Annotated in this window: 16 protein-coding genes; 2 read left to right on the forward strand and 14 right to left on the reverse strand. The window is 71.2% G+C overall.

The genetic code is table 11. From position 1 onward, the window contains the following. Window position 1: 1 nt before the first annotated feature. Window positions 2-691 (reverse strand): MtrAB system response regulator MtrA, encoded by a 690-nt coding sequence (gene mtrA / locus ABGB10_RS07355; RefSeq protein WP_278150699.1) that lies wholly within the window; start codon window positions 689-691, stop codon window positions 2-4. Window positions 692-876: 185 nt separating this feature from the next. Here mtrA and ABGB10_RS07360 point away from each other — a divergent pair, with 185 nt between their 5' ends. After that, window positions 877-1,035 (forward strand): hypothetical protein, encoded by a 159-nt coding sequence (locus tag ABGB10_RS07360; RefSeq protein WP_347660087.1) that lies wholly within the window; start codon window positions 877-879, stop codon window positions 1,033-1,035. A gap of 63 nt (window positions 1,036-1,098) precedes the next feature. Here ABGB10_RS07360 and ahcY read toward each other — a convergent pair whose 3' ends face one another. From ahcY to ABGB10_RS07420, 12 genes are all read right to left on the reverse strand, one after another. Next, the gene (gene ahcY / locus ABGB10_RS07365) at window positions 1,099-2,598 is read right to left on the reverse strand and encodes an adenosylhomocysteinase (RefSeq protein WP_347660088.1); all 1,500 of its coding nucleotides are present in this window, start codon (window positions 2,596-2,598) and stop codon (window positions 1,099-1,101) included. 277 nt (window positions 2,599-2,875) lie between these two features. Continuing rightward, window positions 2,876-4,039, reverse strand: coding sequence for a mannose-6-phosphate isomerase, class I (gene manA / locus ABGB10_RS07370; protein WP_347660089.1), 1,164 nt, complete (start codon window positions 4,037-4,039; stop codon window positions 2,876-2,878). 3 nt (window positions 4,040-4,042) lie between these two features. Then, window positions 4,043-5,041, reverse strand: coding sequence for a cation diffusion facilitator family transporter (locus tag ABGB10_RS07375; RefSeq protein ID WP_347660090.1), 999 nt, complete (start codon window positions 5,039-5,041; stop codon window positions 4,043-4,045). Window positions 5,042-5,108: 67 nt separating this feature from the next. Then, window positions 5,109-6,305: an SIS domain-containing protein gene (locus ABGB10_RS07380; RefSeq protein WP_347660091.1), complete on the reverse strand. Its 1,197-nt coding sequence runs from the start codon at window positions 6,303-6,305 to the stop codon at window positions 5,109-5,111. Continuing rightward, window positions 6,302-6,487 (reverse strand): Trm112 family protein, encoded by a 186-nt coding sequence (locus tag ABGB10_RS07385; protein ID WP_210793188.1) that lies wholly within the window; start codon window positions 6,485-6,487, stop codon window positions 6,302-6,304. The genes ABGB10_RS07380 and ABGB10_RS07385 overlap by 4 nt, the downstream gene beginning before the upstream one ends. 61 nt (window positions 6,488-6,548) lie before the next feature. After that, entirely contained in the window at window positions 6,549-7,934 is a 1,386-nt protein-coding gene (locus ABGB10_RS07390; RefSeq protein ID WP_347660092.1) for a phosphomannomutase/phosphoglucomutase, read from the reverse strand. A gap of 70 nt (window positions 7,935-8,004) precedes the next feature. Continuing rightward, window positions 8,005-9,057 carry a hypothetical protein gene (locus ABGB10_RS07395; protein WP_347660093.1) on the reverse strand — a complete coding sequence of 351 codons (1,053 nt, stop codon included), beginning with the start codon at window positions 9,055-9,057 and terminating at the stop codon, window positions 8,005-8,007. A gap of 266 nt (window positions 9,058-9,323) precedes the next feature. Beyond that, window positions 9,324-9,965, reverse strand: a complete 642-nt coding sequence (nfi, locus tag ABGB10_RS07400) for a deoxyribonuclease V (protein ID WP_347660094.1) — start codon at window positions 9,963-9,965, stop codon at window positions 9,324-9,326. 215 nt (window positions 9,966-10,180) lie between these two features. Then, on the reverse strand, window positions 10,181-10,477 hold the full coding sequence (locus ABGB10_RS07405) for a hypothetical protein (protein ID WP_347660095.1): 297 nt from the start codon (window positions 10,475-10,477) through the stop codon (window positions 10,181-10,183). A gap of 322 nt (window positions 10,478-10,799) precedes the next feature. After that, window positions 10,800-14,864 carry a toxin glutamine deamidase domain-containing protein gene (locus ABGB10_RS07410; RefSeq protein ID WP_347660096.1) on the reverse strand — a complete coding sequence of 1,355 codons (4,065 nt, stop codon included), beginning with the start codon at window positions 14,862-14,864 and terminating at the stop codon, window positions 10,800-10,802. A gap of 15 nt (window positions 14,865-14,879) precedes the next feature. After that, window positions 14,880-15,212 carry a hypothetical protein gene (locus ABGB10_RS07415; RefSeq protein ID WP_347660097.1) on the reverse strand — a complete coding sequence of 111 codons (333 nt, stop codon included), beginning with the start codon at window positions 15,210-15,212 and terminating at the stop codon, window positions 14,880-14,882. Then, a complete protein-coding gene (locus ABGB10_RS07420; protein WP_347660098.1) occupies window positions 15,209-15,631 on the reverse strand; it encodes a YbaB/EbfC family nucleoid-associated protein in 423 nt (140 codons plus the stop codon). Before ABGB10_RS07420 ends, ABGB10_RS07415 begins: the two co-directional genes overlap by 4 nt. 79 nt (window positions 15,632-15,710) lie before the next feature. On the opposite strand from ABGB10_RS07420, the gene ABGB10_RS07425 reads away from it, so the two are divergent. After that, window positions 15,711-16,952: an SUKH-3 domain-containing protein gene (locus ABGB10_RS07425; protein WP_347660099.1), complete on the forward strand. Its 1,242-nt coding sequence runs from the start codon at window positions 15,711-15,713 to the stop codon at window positions 16,950-16,952. Window positions 16,953-16,987: 35 nt separating this feature from the next. On the opposite strand, the gene ABGB10_RS07430 is transcribed toward ABGB10_RS07425, so the two are convergent. Then, window positions 16,988-17,662, reverse strand: a complete 675-nt coding sequence (locus ABGB10_RS07430; RefSeq protein ID WP_347660100.1) for a hypothetical protein — start codon at window positions 17,660-17,662, stop codon at window positions 16,988-16,990. Window positions 17,663-17,674 lie beyond the last annotated feature (12 nt).

Genomic DNA, 17,674 nt, shown 5'->3' on the forward strand with positions numbered 1-17,674 from the left:
GCTATCCGGTCCCCGCCTTGTAGCCCACGCCCCGCACGGTGAGGATGATTTCCGGCCGCTCCGGGTCCGGTTCGATCTTGGCCCGCAACCGTTGGACGTGAACGTTGACCAGGCGGGTGTCGGCTGCGTGCCGGTAACCCCAGACCTGCTCCAGCAGCACCTCCCGGGTGAAGACCTGGCGGGGCTTGCGGGCGAGCGCGACCAGTAGGTCGAACTCCAGCGGAGTCAGCTTCACCTCCTCGTCGTTACGACTGACGGTGTGCGCGGGCACGTCGATGGAGATCTGGTTGTCGGGCGGCCCGATGGTCAACATCTCCGGGGCCACGTCCTCGCCCCGGCGCAGTCGGGCCCGCATCCGGGCGACCAGCTCCTTGGGCTTGAACGGCTTGACCACGTAGTCGTCGGCACCGGATTCCAGGCCGAGCACGACGTCCACGGTGTCGCTCTTGGCGGTGAGCATGACAATCGGCACGCCGGACTCCGCCCGGATCGACCGAGCAACGTCGATACCACTCATACCGGGCAGCATTAGGTCAAGCAGCACGATATCGGGACGACTATCACGAAATGCGGCCAACGCCCGCTCGCCGTCCGCTACGAACGAGGGCAGGAAACCCTCACTGCGCAGCACGATGCCGAGCATCTCGGCGAGCGCGGGGTCGTCGTCGACCACCAGTACGCGGGCTCTCATGGGATTAATATTGCATCCTCATTCAGTTCGGTGGGACCGGCGTCTGCCTGCCTGCCACCATGATCCCCCTTCGGCGCCGCCCGGCGCCACCGCAGCCCCGGCCGTTTCGGCTGTCGCCATCCGGACGACGGTCAGCCGAAGAGCGCCCGCCCCATCACCCCGGTCGGCTGTGGGAGGATCCCGCCGTGAAGGGATTCCTGCCGTGGCTGACGGTGCTGGCTGTGGTGCTGCTGCTCAGCGCGCTGCGCCTACGGGCGCTGGCCACCATCGTGTCGGTCGGCTGGCTGGCCTGGTGCGTCTGGACGTGGTTCCGCCCCACCCGACGCGACACCCGCTCCGGCTGAGCGGGCGGCGGAGACGACGAACCGGGCCGGCTGCGAACAGCCGACCCGGTCCGGAACCGTCGATCAGTAGCGGTAGTGATCCGGCTTGAACGGCCCCTCCGTGGAGACGCCGAGGTACGCGGCCTGCTCCTTGGTCAGCGTGCTCAGCTTGGCGCCGAGCGCGCCCAGGTGCAGCCGGGCCACCTTCTCGTCCAGGTGCTTGGGCAGCACGTAGACGCCGATCGGGTAGTCCTCGGTCTTGGTGAACAGCTCGATCTGGGCGATCGTCTGGTTGGCGAACGAGTTCGACATCACGAAGCTCGGGTGACCGGTGGCGTTGCCCAGGTTCAGCAGGCGGCCCTCGGAGAGCACGATGATCGCGTGGCCGTCGGCGAAGCGCCACAGGTCGACCTGCGGCTTGATGTTGATCCGCTCCACGTCGGAACGCTTGGCCAGCCCGGCCATGTCGATCTCGTTGTCGAAGTGGCCGATGTTGCCGACGATGGCCTGGTGCTTCATCCGGGCCATGTGCTCGTTGGTGATGACGTCGAAGCAGCCGGTGGCGGTGATGAAGATGTCCGCCTGCTCGACCACGTCGTCCAGGGTGGCGACCTGGTAGCCGTCCATCGCGGCCTGCAACGCGCAGATCGGGTCCACCTCGGTCACCACGACCCGGGCACCCTGGCCGCGCAGCGACTCGGCGCAGCCCTTGCCCACGTCGCCGTAGCCCATGACGACGGCCATCTTGCCGCCGATCAGCACGTCGGTGGCCCGGTTGATGCCGTCGATGAGCGAGTGCCGGCAGCCGTACTTGTTGTCGAACTTGCTCTTGGTCACCGAGTCGTTGACGTTGATGGCCGGGAAGAGCAGGGTGCCCGCGCGGTGCATCTCGTAGAGCCGGTGCACGCCGGTGGTGGTCTCCTCGGTCACGCCTTTGATGCCGGCGGAGATCCGGGTCCAGCGCTGGCCGTCCTCGGCGAGCGAGCGGTGCAGCAGTTCGAGGATGACCGCGTACTCCTCGGAGTCGGCCGACTCGACCGGCGGGACCGCCCCGGCCTTCTCGAACTCGGTGCCCTTGTGCACCAGCAGGGTGGCGTCACCACCGTCGTCGAGGATCATGTTCGGGCCCTGCCCGTCCGGCCAGGCGAGCACCTGCTCGGTGCACCACCAGTACTCCGGGAGGGTCTCGCCCTTCCACGCGTACACCGGGACGCCGGCCGGGGCCTCGGGCGTGCCGTTCGGGCCGACGACGATAGCCGCGGCGGCGTGGTCCTGGGTGGAGAAGATGTTGCAGGACGCCCAGCGCACCTGCGCGCCGAGCGCGACCAGCGTCTCGATCAGGACCGCGGTCTGGATGGTCATGTGCAGCGAGCCGGTGATCCGCGCGCCGGCGAGGGGCTGCGCCTCGGCGAACTCCCGGCGAATCGCCATCAGGCCGGGCATCTCGTGCTCGGCGAGTTGGATTTCCTTACGCCCGAACTCGGCGAGCGACAGATCCGCCACCTTGAAGTCGCCTTCGGCGAGCGTGCTCGGCCGGGCCTCGGACGGCGTACCGCTGGCGGCGGCCGGGAGGGTGCTGGTCATGAAAGCTCCTGTCGAACGATGTCTGCGCCGACCCTCCACCTTACGCGCGTTGGTGACGGGCATCCGGAGGACCGGCCGCGGACAGCGCACGGGGCGGTCGGTGGTGGACGGTTTCCCGCCCACGTCCCGCCCGCCCCGCGCATCCCCCCGGTTTGGTTCCCCGCACGTTCTCGGACCGTCGTCGCGATAACGCTGCGTACTCATAGAGTCACACTAAGGCAGCGGCACGTCAAGCTATTCCGGGAAAGTCGGACTTGTGTCGTGGCGCCGGTAGGCGTCAGCTCAACCCCGACGTCGCCACATACGCATCCCCGACACCGCTGATCCGCAACGGCTCACCGGCCGCCGTGCCGATCGCCGCCTGCCCGGACACGAGCGTCACCGCTCCGGCGCCATCGTCCACGGTGACCGAACCGCCACCGCAGAGCACCACCCGGGGACCGGGCAGTGGCAGCGCGACCGAGGGCGCCGCCGCGTCGACGCGCACGTGGTGCAGCGCGAAGTCGTCCACCGGCACGGGCCACCACTCCACACCCGAGCCCACCGGCTGTGCGGCACGCACCGGATCGTCGAGCACCTCGAAACGCAGCACCCGCAGCAACTCGTCGACGTCCACCCGCTTCGGGGTCAGGCCACCGCGCAACACGTTGTCGCTGGCCGCCATGATCTCCACACCGCAGCCGCTCAGGTAGGCGTGCAGGTTGCCGGCCGGCATCCAGATCGCTTCCCCCGGCACCAGCCGCACGTGGTGCAACAACAGCGCCACCAGCGCGCCCGGGTCGGCCGGGTACGCCTTGGCCAACCGGTGGACCAGTTCCGCGTCCGGGCCGTCCGCCGACGACGCCAGCACGGAACCCAACAACGCGTCACGCTCGGCGACCGGCCAGCCGAGCAGCGCCCGCACCGCCGTCCGCAGCCCCGCCGGCCCGGTCCGCAACGCGGCGACCACCGGCGCCAACTCGGGTACGCCGAACGCGGCGAGCGCCTCGGCCGACTCTGCCGGATCCCGGAAACCGCACAGCGCCTCGAACGGGGTGAGCGCGACCAGCAACTCCGGCTTGTGGTGCGGGTCGGAGTAGTTGCGTTCCCCCTCGGGACGCCCCTCCTCCGCCGCGTAGCCGACCCGCGCCTGCTCGGCGTCCGGGTGCGCCTGGAGGCTCAGCGGAGCGTCGGCGGCGAGGACCTTGAGCAGGAACGGCAACCGGTTGCCGAACCGCTCGGACACCCGCTGGCCGAGCCACTGCCCCGGCTCGTCCCGCACCAGGTCACAGAGGCTCACCCGCAGTCCGGCACGGGCCACACTGGCCGGGGCGCCCGGGTGGGCGCCCAACCACAGCTCTGCCTCCGGCCCCTCGCTGGGCACCGGCCGCCCCTGGAGGAGCGCGATGGCAGAGCGGGACCCCCAGGCGTAGTCGCGGATCGGTCCGTACAGTGGCTCCACCCGTCAGCCCCCGGCCGCATCGCCGGAGGCACTCTCTGCCTGCGGCACGGCGGTGTCGGCGGCAGCACCGGTGCCGGCGTTGGCCGCGGCGACGCTGTAGACGTCCGGTTCCAGGTAGATCACCCGGGCGATCGGCACCGCCGCGCGGATCCGCGCCTCCACGGCGTTGATGCCGCGCGCCAGGTCGTGAGCGCTCTTCCACTCCGGCACAGCGATCTTGGCAGCCACCATCAGCTCTTCCGGCCCCAGGTAGAGCGTCTTCATGTGGATGATCCGCTCCACCTCGGGGCCGTCGGTGACCGCTCGCTCGATGGCGGCCAGCTCGGACTCCTCGGCACCCTCACCGAGCAACAGGCTCTTCGTCTCGATGGCCAGCACGACCGCGATGACCACCAGCAGGATGCCGATCATCGCGGTGCCGGCGGCGTCCCACTCACCGTTTCCGGTGATCAGCGTCATCGTGACGCCGAAGAGCGCGAACACCAGACCGACCAGCGCGCCGAAGTCCTCCAGCAGCACGACCGGCAGCTCCGGCGCCTTGGCCCGGCGGATGAAGCGCACCCAGGACTGGTTGCCCCGGACGTGGTTGGACTCCTTGATGGCGGTCCGGAAGGAGAACGACTCCATGATGATCGCCGCCACCAGCACTGCCACCGGCAACCACTGCCATTCGGTGATTCCGTGCGGATCGTGCCACTTGTGGTACGCCTCGTAGAGGGCGAACAGGCCACCGATGCTGAAGAGCACGATGGACACGATGAACGCGTAGATGTAGCGCTCCCGGCCGTACCCGAACGGGTGTTCCGGGGTGGCCGCGCGCTTCGCCCGCTTGCCACCGAGCAGCAACAGGCCCTGGTTGCCGGAGTCGGCGACCGAGTGGACCGCCTCGGCCAACATCGACGACGAACCGGAGAGCAGGAACGCGATGAACTTGGTGACGGCGATGCCGACGTTGGCCAGGAGGGCGGCGACGATCGCCTTCGTCCCACCGTTGGCGCTCACGCCACCGCTCCGCTTCGCCGCGCGAAGCCGACCGGTCCGCGCATGACGCGCCGCCCCCTACGTCCGTTCACTGGTTCGACAGCTCCTTCATCTCGGTGATGGCCGGCACGGCCATCGGGTCCAGCCCGTGGGCCAGGGCAAGGTAGATCGAGGCGAAATCCGGGACCGCGATCAGCGAGGCCAGCCGCTCCAGCGCGGAGCCCCCCTCGGCGGTCACCACGTCGCACCGCACACCGCGACGCTCGGCGAGGGTCTGCACCGCGTCCGCGCGGCGCTCCTCGACGGCGAAGGGCTCGTCGGTGTCGTCCTCGGCGTTGAGCCCGCCGTCACGCAGCAGGACCAACCGCAGCCGGGTGCCCTCGCCGTCGTCCTCGGCCGGGTCGGCGAAGATGTCGCGCTCCCCCTCGGCCAGGCCACCGAAGACGCCGTCGAGCAGCCCGACCCGGCCCCGACCGGCCTCGCCGAGCGCTCCGGTGACCACCGGGTAGCGGGCGTTGGCGGACAGGGTGTCGCCGAACCGGCGGGCGGCCACGGTCGCCAGCGGGGACGAGCCCCAGACGATCGGGATCGAGCCGGCCAGGCCCAGGGCCAGGGACTTGGCCGGGTTGACGAACGACTCCGCGGCGGACCGGCAGCGGTCGGCGTCCGCGTCGAGCCGGGCCGCGGTCTCCGCCAGGTCCGCCTCGTTGACCTTCACGAGCCCGAGGGAACGGGCGGCGAGCAGCACCGGCACGGTGAGCGCCCAGAGGCTGGCTCGCGCCGGGGCACGCCGGGGCACCGGAATGAACGGCGCCCGGGCCTGCTCGGCGATCGACTGCAACTGCGAGTCGGGAGCGCCCACGGCGACCAGTCGGGCACCGCGCCGGTGCGCGGCCTCCGCCGCGCCGAGCGCCTCCGGGCTACGACCGGACGCACTCACCGCGATCACCACGTCGGCCGCGCCCACCCAGCCGGGCACGCCGGCGCTGCGGTGCCCGATGATCGGGACCGGGCAGCGCGGCCCGGCGACAGTGGCCAGCACGTCCCCGGTACGCCCCGCCGTGCCGATGCCGGCGATGACCACGGCTCGGGGCCGCCCGTCGTCGGCGAGGACCGACAGGTTCGCCTCGGCAGCCAGTGCGGCGCTCTCGCGGACCTGCGCGCCGGCCGACGCCGTGTGCCGGAGCATGCCGCCCGGGTCGTGCTCGGCCAGCGCGTCCGGGTTGTCGAGCAGGGCCTCGTCGGCGTCGCGACGTCCGCTGACCCCGGCCGTACCGTCGATCATGAGGGCTGCCCAGGGCCGCCGCGCGCCTCGTCGAGCAGCAGCACCGGCACGTCGTCGCGGACCTCGAAGATCCGGCCGCACTCCGTGCAGGTCAAGGTCTGCGCGTCGGCATCGTAGGTGAGCGGGGCGTGGTGCGTGTCCGGACAGGCGAGAATCTCGAGCAACTGCGGATCCAGGGCCATGGCACGGCTCCTTCCACGTGTGCGGCTTCACCGGCGGCGGTGCCGACCGGCGCAGGCGATCTTATCGGCGAACGCGGTCGAGCACGTCGTCCCGGAGCGAGACCATCCGATCACGGGAAGGCGCCTCGACGTTGAGCCGCAACAACGGCTCCGTGTTGGACGCGCGCAGGTTGAACCACGCGCCATCGGGGAAACGCAGGGTGAGCCCGTCCATCTCGTCGGCCACCGCGTCGGGGTACGCGGCCCGCACCTCGGCCACCGCCGCCGCCTGGTCGGCCACCGTCGAGTTGATCTCGCCAGAGGCGATGTAGCGCTCGTACTCGCCGGCCAACACGGACAGCGGCAGGGACTGCTCGCCCAACGCCGCCAGGGTGTGCATCGCGGCGAGCATGCCCGTGTCGGCGAACCAGAAGTCTCGGAAGTAGTAGTGCGCCGAGTGCTCGCCACCGAAGACGGCGTTGGTCCGGGCCATCTCCGCCTTGATGAAGGAGTGCCCGACCCGGGCGACCACCGGCTGCCCACCGTGCTCACGGATGATCTCCGCGACCGCGCTGGAGGTGATCAGACCGTGGATCACCGTGGAGCCCGGGTGCTTGGCCAGCTCACGCGCGGCGACGAGGGCGGTGATCGCCGACGGTGAGACCGGCTCGCCCCGTTCGTCCACCACGAAGCACCGGTCGGCGTCGCCGTCGAAGGCCAGCCCGATGTCGGCGCCGTGCTCGACCACCGCACGCTGGAGGTCGACCAGGTTCGCCGGATCCAGTGGGTTGGCCTCGTGGTTGGGGAAGCTGCCGTCCAGCTCGAAGTAGAGCGGCACGATCTCCAGCGGCAGCGGCGACAGGGCGGCGTCACCCAGCACCGTCGGGACGGTGAAGCCACCCATCCCGTTACCGGCGTCGACGACCACCTTCAACGGCCGGATGCCCGAGAGGTCCACCAGCTTGCGCAGGTAGCCGGCGTAGTCGGGGAGCAGGTCGCGCCGCTCGGCCGGCCGGGTCGGCTCACCGGCCGGACGGGCTTCGCCCGAGTCCAGAAGGGCCTGGGCCCGCTCCCGGATCTCCGCCAGACCGCTCTCCTGGCCGATCGGACGGGCACCGGAACGGCACATCTTGATGCCGTTGTACTGCGCGGGGTTGTGGCTGGCCGTGAACATCGCACCGGGCAGGTCGAGCGAGCCGGAGGCGAAGTAGAGCAGGTCGGTGGAGGCGAGCCCGATCTCGATCACCGAGCGCCCCTCAGCCCGTACGCCGGCGGCGAACGCGGCGGCCAGCCCGGGCGAGGTGGCCCGCATGTCGTACCCGACGACAACCGCGTCGCCCGGCTCGTCAGTGGAGTTGAGCAGCTGGGTGAACGCGGCCCCGAGCGCCTCGGCGGCCCTTTCGTCCCACTGGTCCGGTACCGTCCCTCGAACGTCGTACGCCTTCACGATCTGGGACAGATCAGACACGTGTTCCACTCCTTGGCCGCAAGTTAGACACCGAGCCTGAGCCTAACGGAGCCGCCGGGTCGAGCCTCGCTCAGCCGGGGAGCCGAGGAATGAAGACGGTGTGGCCACCCTCGTCGGTGGGCGGCTCCCCGGGCAGCGCCCTGGTCTGGGGTGTCCCCGGCATCGGCTGTGTCGCCTCCGGGACGGCACCGCCCGGCCGCGCACCGTAGACCCCACCGGTGGCAGGGCGCGGCGACGGCACGGCACCCCGGTCGGCGGCCGGCGGCTGCTGGCCGTACACCTGACCAGGGCGACCGGGCGCGGCCGGTGACCCACCACCGGCGCGGTAGGTGGTGCCGCCGGGGTTGCCCGGCAGCGCACCCGATGACTCGTCGGACGGCTTGCGATCCTGCCGCGACCGACGCAACAGCAGCACGATCAGCAGCAGGCCGACCGCCACCATCACGATGCCGAAGAACATCACCGGCGACCCTCCGCCCGACGACTCCGCGGCAGCCGCCTTGGTGTCCGGCGCGCTGGACACTCCGCCCAGGGCTGCCGGGTTCACGGCCTCGTCGACGGTCGCGACCTCGGTCGGGCTCGGGGTGGGCGACGCCTTCTTCGACGGCGTCGGCGACGGGGTCACCCGCCCACCGGTCACCCGCGCCGCATCGCTGTGCTGGCCCAACGTCTGCCCCTCGGCGCTGAGACCCACGCCGGTGACGACGAGCCGACCACCGGGGGCACCCGCGGCAAACGCCACCCGGTACCGCACCGTCATCCCCTTGCCCTTGCACAGCTTCGGCTTCGCAGGCGACGTCTGCGCGGTCTGCACCGTGCCACTGCTGCCCGACACGCCCACCGGAAGCCAGCGCCCATCCGCGCTGACCTCGACCGTCACCTGTTCCGGCTGAAGACCTTCAAGTCGCAGACCCAACGCGGTACGCAGCACGACGCACCCGTCGGTGCGCTTGCGCACCGCGACGTTCACCCCCTGCGGGGAACCACCGGCGGCGAAGCTGCTCGCCGCGCCCACCCGGACCGAGTCGGCGTCGGCCAACGCCGGTGACGCACCGAGCATCACCAAGCCGCCCACCAGGCCGCAGACCGCCGCGAGCCGTGCCGTGCGTCGACGCACCGTCATGATCACCTCGCCGTTCTCCCCGGGTGGGGTCCGCGGGTCAGGCTACTACCGGCCCATCCACCCCGTCGGTCATAGAGCGGCCCGGATGTGTGCGGCGTTACGGTTTACGACCCAGCCCGTCGACCTGCGGGAAGGATCGGCATTGCACCGCCTCGCCCCAGGTGGGGCGCGTGCTCGGGCACCGGTCGGCCGGGCAGTTCGGGCCGTCGAGCGCGGGCCGTCGAGCGCGGGCCGGCGGTCTGCTCCCTGCGGGCCGTCCGGCTTGGTCAGTCGGGGTGCTGCGCTTGGGCGAGGGCGTCGCGGCTGAGTCGGTCGGCGGTGCGAGTGGTCTCCGGCAGCCGGTAGCGGGGGGTCAGCGCGAGCACCTGCGCGGTCGCGTTCTCCAGGCTCATCCGATGCCCGACGCTGACGAAGACCGGCTTCACGCCGTCCTGGGTCCGCAGCACCCGACCGACGACGTCACCGCCGTCACAGAGCGGCGACCAGGCACCCCGCTGGTCGGCCGGCGGATCCCACGTCCCGACCAGCGGAGTCTTTCCCACCCCGATCGCCGGCAACCCGGTGACCACCCCGAGGTGACAGGCGAGCCCGAACCGACGCGGATGGGCGAGCCCGTGCCCGTCGCAGACCAACAGGTCCGGCACAACGCTCAGGCGGTCCAGTGCGGCGAGCAGCGCGGGCAACTCACGGAAGGCGAACAACCCCGGCACGTAGTCGAACGCGGGCCGTCCCACGCTGACCGCGGAGTCAGCCACCTCCAACGTCCGGGCGTCCAGCACCGTCACGGCCGCCGCAAGAAGGTCACCGGCCTGGGAGTACGCGACGTCCAGGCCGGCCACCGTCGCGGGCGCGCTCGGCCCCGGCCCGACCAGGTCGACCAGCGGCCGCAACTCCTCCTGTACGGCCATCGCCTCCGCCGCACTGCCCGGCCCCACCGGAAGCGCGGTCCCTGTCGGCCACGCGGCGCCCGCCGAAAGTGCGGCCTCCGTCGGCCAAGCGGCCCTCGCCGGAAGTGCGGCCTCCGTCGGCCACGCGGCCCTCGCTGGCCATGATCCACTCGACTTCACGGAAACCGGGCTATCCCACAGCCCTGGATGCCGCGCTTTCATGAAATCGGAGTCGATCACCGTCGGTGCGAGCTGTCAGCGCCGTCGCCGGTGGCACTGCCCTCCGTCACGCCCCGGGCTGAGTGGTCACGCAGGTCACCCGGGGTGGGGCGCCCTGCCGGCGAACCCTCGACGGGAGGCTTTCGGCCCCTGATCACCCCGAGGCCGACCGCGAAAGCAACACCGAGGGCGACGCCGAAGGCCACACCGCCCTTCGCGCCGAACACGGGGATGCCGACCGCCAGACCGATCGCGATGCCGACCGGCCACGCCCAGACAGTGGACCAGGTGCTCTCCGAGCCGAACCTCGCCATGCGTCGATCTTATTCGGACACCTGACGCGCCTGATCACTGACGCCGGAAGGCTACCGACCACTGCCGCTGGAATCGGATGCGAACATAGCGCGGATGCTGTCCTCGTCAAGCAGGGGACCACCGCCGGTGATGGCCTCGGCCACTTTCTCGGCCGTGAATCTGTCCACTGTTTCGAATCGGTCAACGTTCCGATGGTCATTGACGAAACGTGCCACAAGAGCAGGATCGAAGGCCCAGCCACCGCTACGGTGATCCCATAAGATCGCCTTTCCTGTACCTACATCCGCCACGAAGAGTCCGGCCGGCCCTCCCTCCTTCTCGTCATTCCGATAGATTACGTAGTACGTCAACAATTTCTTTCTCCAACTTGACGGCAACATCTTTCGCTACTGGAAAATCATTGGAGTCCAGCCCGAACTCTCGAGCTACTTGCGGAAAGCTGAGCCCTTGACGGTCCAGCCACGATTGATACTTCTGCCACGCATCTCCGTTTCGGCTTAGCCACTTGGCGAAGCTCGCATCCTTGGTCGGAAAGTGATCCTCCAACCCGGGCGGCACACACTCCGACATCCGGCGCTCCCGGTTCGTAGCAAGCATCCGCATGAACGCGTGCACATGCTCCTCCGGCCTGCTCCCGACCCGACGCAGAATCTCATAGTCGGCATGAGTCTGCATCCACGCCTCGCGCGAGTCATGCGTGTGCAGTTGCAACTCGATGAGGAATCCGTCGGGAGATCGCAGGGTGCAGTTGAATCCATAGAATCTATTGCCTGCCCGCCAGAAGTTTTTGAGGTCCGACCGGGGGACGGAGAAGCCGGCCTCCTCGAGGCCCGCGAGGACCAGTTCAACACCAACCCGATAGTTGTCGGCGGGTGGCATCTCGAGCAAGAACCGCAGGACGTCGTTCACGGTCCCCGCGAATTCCTCAACGCTGATGGCCAGACCCCGCGCCTCGTCGAGGAATTTCCGCGCCAAAGAGTCCAGCCCTTTGACACGAAATTCCTGGTCGCGCAACTGGATCGGCTCTGGGAGGCCCATCGCCTCTGATACGTTCCGCCCAACGTGAGCCAGAGTCTCCTCGGTTTGATCGGCGATCGCGATTGCTCGATCACGAAGGCTTGCCAAGCCTGCCAACTCCGCCGCCGTGAGCTGCGCCGACTCAACACCTGAAGGATGAGGGTCGCTTGCTTCGGCCGCGTCGTCATTTGGTGACGTCAACGCTGAGCCTGGGCCGTCCAGGAGCAGGTGCATCCGGTTGACGTACGGGTCACCGTGGCCGCCGTTGTCGTACGGCGAGGGGTGGTCCGGCAGGTCGGGCCGCTCGCTGAACCGGCCCCGGGGCAGCCCGCCGAGCGGCATGGGTCGGCCGTCCCCGCCCAGTACCAGCGCGTCGATGCCGACCACGTCGGGGTACAGCGGCCGGTCCCGGACCACACCGGTCTGCGGGTCGACGTAGAGCACGGTGCCGTTCTGGTTGAGCGCCACCCAGGCGTGCGAACCGCCGTGCGCCCACTCGGTGACCAGGAACGCGTAGCTGCCGTGGCCCCCTAGGAGCAGTTGGTCACGCAGGTTGCGGTACCCGCGGTCGGCGGCCTGCCGCGCCTGCTCGGCGTACGTCCGCTGGCCGGACGGGGCGAGGAGTTGCTGGAAGCGACCGCCGGTGACGTCCTCCACCCGGCCTGGGCCGCCTGCCTCGCCGCGGATCGGTCGACGGATGTCACCGTCGAGGTAGCCGTCGAAGGTACGCGGCGCCGACACCCGTGGGCGCCCGTGCACCCATGTCTCGAACAGCGACAGCGTGCAGTCCAGGCAGTTGATGCCCCGGGTGGCGTCGGCGGCGGGACCTCCGTCGTTCAGGAGCCGGAACCAGCCGCCCCGCCGGGGGTCGGCGGTGCGGGTGATGATGCCGTCCGACTGGCGGGGCATCTGCCGTTCGACGTCGACCTGGTGCAGGGCGAGCGGCGGACGAAGCCCTCCCGGCTTTCCGTACGGTCGGGAGTCGTCGATCGGTGGGGGCCAGTCGTCGCCGGTGAGCCGGGACGGGCCGGCAGTCTCCACCGCGCCGAGCGCGAGCGCGCCCACGTCCCGGTTGGCATGCTCGAAGGTGGCGGCACTGATGTCCACGACCTGCGGTGCCGCGGTGCCAACCAGCACCGCGTCTGCCAGGTCCCGCCACTGGGCGTACGCGCGTGCCTCGTCGTTCGCGGCGCGCTGCCAGCCGTCGGCCCACTGCCGGTGACCTGCCTGGTGCAACTGTCGGGCGTAGGTGGCGTACTCGATGGCCCTGCGATCGTGCTCCGCGGCCCGGGCGCGCAGTCGGGTGGCTTCTGCCCGGCGACGGTTGTTCTCGAAGCCGGTCCGCTGCGATTCGTAGTGGCCCTGGTAGCGCCGCCGCTCGGCGGCTTCGACCTCGGCAGCCCACTGCGCCGCGTAGGAGTCGTCGGTCTCGTCTGCCGGCACCACCGGGTGGCCGAAGACCAGGTCGACGGGGATCGACGCCCTGCCCCGGGCCGGATGTTCGGGCGTTGGTACCGGTGCGCGCACGTCCCGGGTCGGCGCGCGGGACGGCACGGCGGACCGGCCCACCACCGTCGGGGTCGCACCGAACGGCGGAGCTGCGGTGGTGCCCGACGGTGTCGGGCCGGAGGCGGTTGTCGGTGCGGACACACCAGCCGACGGAGACCAGGCGACCGGGCCAGCGGTGTGTGAGGGGCTCCCGGACTGGCCCGGCGCGACACCGGTGACCGGCCCGCTGGCCGGCTCGACGGTCCCGGCCACGGGTGCGGCCATCGACGGGAACCGCTGATCAGCGGCCACCGCCGAGAGCGTCGGATCAGCCGCCACCGGCGGCAACGCCCGGCCGGCATCCACCCACGACAGCATCGGATCGGCCGCCACCGGCGGCAACGCCCGGCCGGCATCCACCGACGACAGCATCGGATCGGCCGCCACCGGCGGCAACGCCGGATCAGCCGCAACCGGCGGCGAGGCCCGGCCGGCATCCACCGACGACAGCGCCGGATCGGCCGCCACCGGCGGTAGCACCGGGTCGGCCACCGCTCGCAGGGTCTGATCGGCGGTGACCGGCTGTGCTGCGCCCACGTCCGCCGGGAGAGGTGCGTTCGGCTCGGTCGCACGCAGCGGACCGTCCGCGTCGGTGCGCGCACCCTCCGACAGAGGTGCCGACACGTGCACATCGGCAGCGGTGGAGGACGCCAGGTCTGCGCGTGGGAGGGCCTGCACCGGTACGACCGGAGAAGCACCCGCCCCGGAGAACGCGCCGGCAGCGGAGGCCGCCTCGGGAAACTGGGAGGGACCGAGCGCCGCCATGGACGGCAGTGCGGGGCCGACCAGTGAGGCTCCGGCGAGGGCGTTGGTCTGTGCGTCGAGCCGGGCGCGCAGGGCGTGGTCGGTCTGGCCGGTCACCGAGCCGGTGGCCCCGGACGCGGCGGCGCGTGCGACGTCCTCCATCGAGGTCAGGCCCTGGCCGGTGGCCAGGCTGGCAGCGCTGTCGGCGAGCACCTCGCCGGTCATCTCCCGCCCCAGGTGCTCCCCGACTCGGGCCGCTCGCCCCGTCGCGTGCCGACCGAGGCCGGCGAGCGGTGCGACCGCCCCACCGGCGAGCCCGCCGACCGCCGACGCACCGAGGTCGGTCAGGTCCAGGCCGTGCGCCCGCCCGGTGGAGTTCTGGTACGCCTGGGTGGCCAGCGTGACGCCGCTCTCCTCCGCGGCCTCCTCCAGCCCTCCGCGGGCGGCCCGCTTGGCGAGCCCGCGCACCCCACCTCCGGCGACCTCCTTGGCAGCGCGCTCGCCGGCCTCCCGGAGCCCGTGTTTGAGGGACTTGCTGGCCAGTTGGCCCATCAACCGCTTGAAGATCTGTTGGATCAGCAGCCGCGTCGCGGTGATCGCCGCGCCTGCGGCCGGGGTGGCGGCCCCGGCGGTCAGCACCGCCACGACCGCCACCGAGAGCAGCTCGATGACCAGGATGCCCAGCTCGATCCAGACTTCCAGCTTGGCGCCCTCGATGTCGCACCCGCACTCCTCGACCAGCCGGCCGAGGTCGGCGGTGACCGCGAGCAGCACGGGCAGCGGTGCGTCGGCGCCCTCGGCGATCCCCCGCCAGGCGGCCTCGAACGCCGCGTCGACCGCCCCGACCCCGCCGTACCCGTTGTGCACCTCGACGGCGGCTGCGGCGGCGTCGGCCCGCGGACCGGCGAGCACGGCCGCGACGTCGTACCACTTGTCGGCGACGTCCCAGACGGCCCGCTCGTTGCCCTCCGGCCACTGCACGCCGACCACCCAGTCGAGGGCCTCGTAGATCCACCCTGGAACGTCCCAGGGTGCGAGGTCCAGTGGATGCGGAATCGGGCTGGGCAGCACGGTCATTCCGATCCCCGCCCGTCAGTGCCTGTCGGTGGCCCGACCGAACCGGGCGGCGTTGGCCCCGTCGGTCTGCACGCTCGCGTCGACCGCGCGAACCACGTCGCCACCCAACTCGGTGAGCCGGTGCCCGACGCCCGCCCAGGCCCGCAGCACGGTCTGCTCGATCTCGCGGTAGTTGCGCTCGAACACGGCGCCGATGTCGTCGCGGCCCCACGGTCTGACACCGCTGGCGGCCTCGATCGCACCACCCTCGGCCGCTCGACGGGCCGTCACCGCCTCGCCGGCGAGCGCCAGGTCGGCACCACCCCGACGCGCCCGGGACGGATCGAGCCAGAGCTGCCCGTCGGTCATGTCTGCCCCTCACGCCTGCCGAGCACCGCGTCGGCTCGACCGAGCAGGGCCGCGTAGTCGCCGGTACGCAGGAACTCCACCGAGCCGGAGCCGGCCGGCATGCTCTCGGCGACGAGGTCTCGGGTGGCGTCGGCAGCGGCGGTCGCGGCGGCCTGCACCGTTTCGGTGATTTTTCGGCCGAGTGCCCCGGCGTCGCGCTCGCGGTAGACGGTCGACGCCAGTTCTACCTGGACCAACTCGCCGCGGGCGCCCACTGTCGCGGTGACCTGACCGTCGGCCGACCGTCGGGTCACCCGCAGCTCGGCGAGCCGTGTCTGCAGGTTGTCCAAACCGGACCTGAGCTGCTGGTATTGCCCGTAGACGTCATCGAATCGGGCTCGTAGCTCGCGGTTGGCCTGCCGGTCCACGTGTTCGCTCACCGCCGCTCCTCCCGTCACCGTCGGTAGAGCAGCACCATACCGGCTGCCATCGATCCGTGTAGTCCGGTAGTTTCAGTGCGTGATCGACCGCCAGCAGGCCGAACAGCTTGCCGCCACGTGGGCCCGCCGCGACTCGCAGCGCCTGGGTCACGAGTGCACAGCGATGGTCGACGAGTTCGACCTCGGGTACGTCATCACGTCCGTCGTGTCGACCGAGGTGCGCACGGTCCCCGGGGACCTGCCGACGACCGTCATCGACAAGCAGACCGGCAAGGTCACCACCTGGCCGCGGGTGCCGAGCAACGTGGTGGCGGAGTTGTACCGACGCAGCCAGCCGGCTGGGCCGACCGCTCCCCGCACCGTCGACCCGTCGAGTCTGCTGGTCCGGGAGATCCACCGGGTGGCCACCCCGAACACCTCCGCACATCTGACCATCGACGGACGGATCTGGACCGCGGAGGGCGCGAAGGCAGACGTCCCGCTGAATCATCACCCGTTGGTTCGCCACTATCTGGACCAGTTACCCCCGGGCGATCTGGTCCGGGGCGGGGAGGCGCACGCCGAGCTGATCGTGGTCTCCGACGTGCTGCACGAGTACGACCACCGCCGGGCCGCCGAGGGCATCGCGCCGATGGGTCGGGCCGAGGCGGCGGCGCTGTTGGAGGGCGCCCGGTTCGAGATATTCCGGGTCCGGGAGGCGGGCGATCCGGCTGGTGGCCCCGCCGAGCTGCCCTGCGACTCGTGCATCAGCTTCCTGGTGCGCGCCAACGTCCTGCCGCAGTCAGCTCGGGCGTACACCGAGACCTGGCGCGCGCCGGCGGCAACGGACCCCGACCCTGGGCGCTTCCCGGCGGAGGTCGCCAACGCGCTGGTCGCCGTCGGCTGGCGACCGCACATCGGTGACCAGATCATGGCCGCCGCAGCCGTGCGGGACGTGACAGCGGTGTCGGGGGCGACCCATCAGCACACGGTCTTCCCCGCCGCCGTGGAGGCGTTGACCGCGTTTCCCAGCCTGGTCGGCGCCCGGCGCGGCCGGGGCGAACAGGTGTGGATCTCCCGTTTCGACATCCGTCCGCACACCATCGCGCACACCGCCGACACACTCGCAGACTTCGGCGCGGTGCTCGGCGTACGCCTCTTCCCGATCGGCACCGAGCAGCAGGACAGCATCCTGGCGGTCGACGAGCGGGGTCGGGTCTTCGCGCTCGATCAGGCCGGCGAGTGGTTCCTCGGTGACACCATCGACGCCGCACTGACCACGCTGCTGCTCGGCCGCGCCCCGGCCCGGGTTCGCGACGACGGCACCTGGCAGGCCGACTAGGGCGAGGCCCGGTGCGCGGGCCCCGCCCTCGGAGATCAGCGGAGAACTTCGACCGTGTTGCGGCGGACCAGGTTCTTGCCCGGCTCGCGGATCTGCTCCATCGCGGCCGAGTTGAGCAGCACGCAACTACCCGACGGCCCGGTCACCGTCACCGTGGTCGCCCGGTTGTTGTCCAGGTTGGTCACCCGCAGCCGGGTGCCCACCGGGAACTGCCCGCTGGTGGCCCCCGGTCCGGCGGCCTCCTCGAAGAAGGTGATCGCACCCGAGCACGCCGAACGGGGCGCCGCGCCGGGCGCTCCGGGCGACGCGACACCGGGGCGGACCGTGCCGGGAGCCGGCGCGGCAGCGGGCGGTGCCGCACCGTCGACGCGTTCCACCACGTTGCGGCGGATCACGTTCTTGCCGGGCTCCCGGACCAACTCCATGGCGGCGGCGTTGAGCAGCACGCAACTACCCGACGGGCCGGTCACCGTCACCGTGGCCGCCCGGTTGTTGTCCAGGTTGGTCACCCGCAACCGGGTGCCCACCGGGAAGCGGTCGCTGGTCGCCGCCGGCGCACCGCCCTCCGCGGAGAAGGTGACCGAGCCGGAGCAGACGGACGACCGTGTCGGGGCGGTGCCGGCGAACCCCAGGTTGGTCCCCACCGCCACACCCGCCGCGGCGAGCACCGCCACGCTCGCCGCCAGCACGTGCTTGCGCTGCACCCTCATCGCCGTCACTCC

This window comes from Micromonospora sp. B9E7 (assembly GCF_039871815.1).
Classification (GTDB): domain Bacteria; phylum Actinomycetota; class Actinomycetes; order Mycobacteriales; family Micromonosporaceae; genus Micromonospora.

Coding starts and splice junctions, on each gene's coding strand:
- mtrA (WP_278150699.1), bottom strand. CDS start 691: ATGAGAGCCCGCGTACTGGTGGTCGACGACGACCCCGCGCTCGCCGAG.
- ahcY (WP_347660088.1), bottom strand. CDS start 2,598: ATGACCAGCACCCTCCCGGCCGCCGCCAGCGGTACGCCGTCCGAGGCC.
- ABGB10_RS07380 (WP_347660091.1), bottom strand. CDS start 6,305: ATGATCGACGGTACGGCCGGGGTCAGCGGACGTCGCGACGCCGACGAG.
- ABGB10_RS07385 (WP_210793188.1), bottom strand. CDS start 6,487: ATGGCCCTGGATCCGCAGTTGCTCGAGATTCTCGCCTGTCCGGACACG.
- ABGB10_RS07395 (WP_347660093.1), bottom strand. CDS start 9,057: ATGACGGTGCGTCGACGCACGGCACGGCTCGCGGCGGTCTGCGGCCTG.
- nfi (WP_347660094.1), bottom strand. CDS start 9,965: ATGGCCGTACAGGAGGAGTTGCGGCCGCTGGTCGACCTGGTCGGGCCG.
- ABGB10_RS07405 (WP_347660095.1), bottom strand. CDS start 10,477: ATGGCGAGGTTCGGCTCGGAGAGCACCTGGTCCACTGTCTGGGCGTGG.
- ABGB10_RS07410 (WP_347660096.1), bottom strand. CDS start 14,864: ATGACCGTGCTGCCCAGCCCGATTCCGCATCCACTGGACCTCGCACCC.
- ABGB10_RS07415 (WP_347660097.1), bottom strand. CDS start 15,212: ATGACCGACGGGCAGCTCTGGCTCGATCCGTCCCGGGCGCGTCGGGGT.
- ABGB10_RS07430 (WP_347660100.1), bottom strand. CDS start 17,662: ATGAGGGTGCAGCGCAAGCACGTGCTGGCGGCGAGCGTGGCGGTGCTC.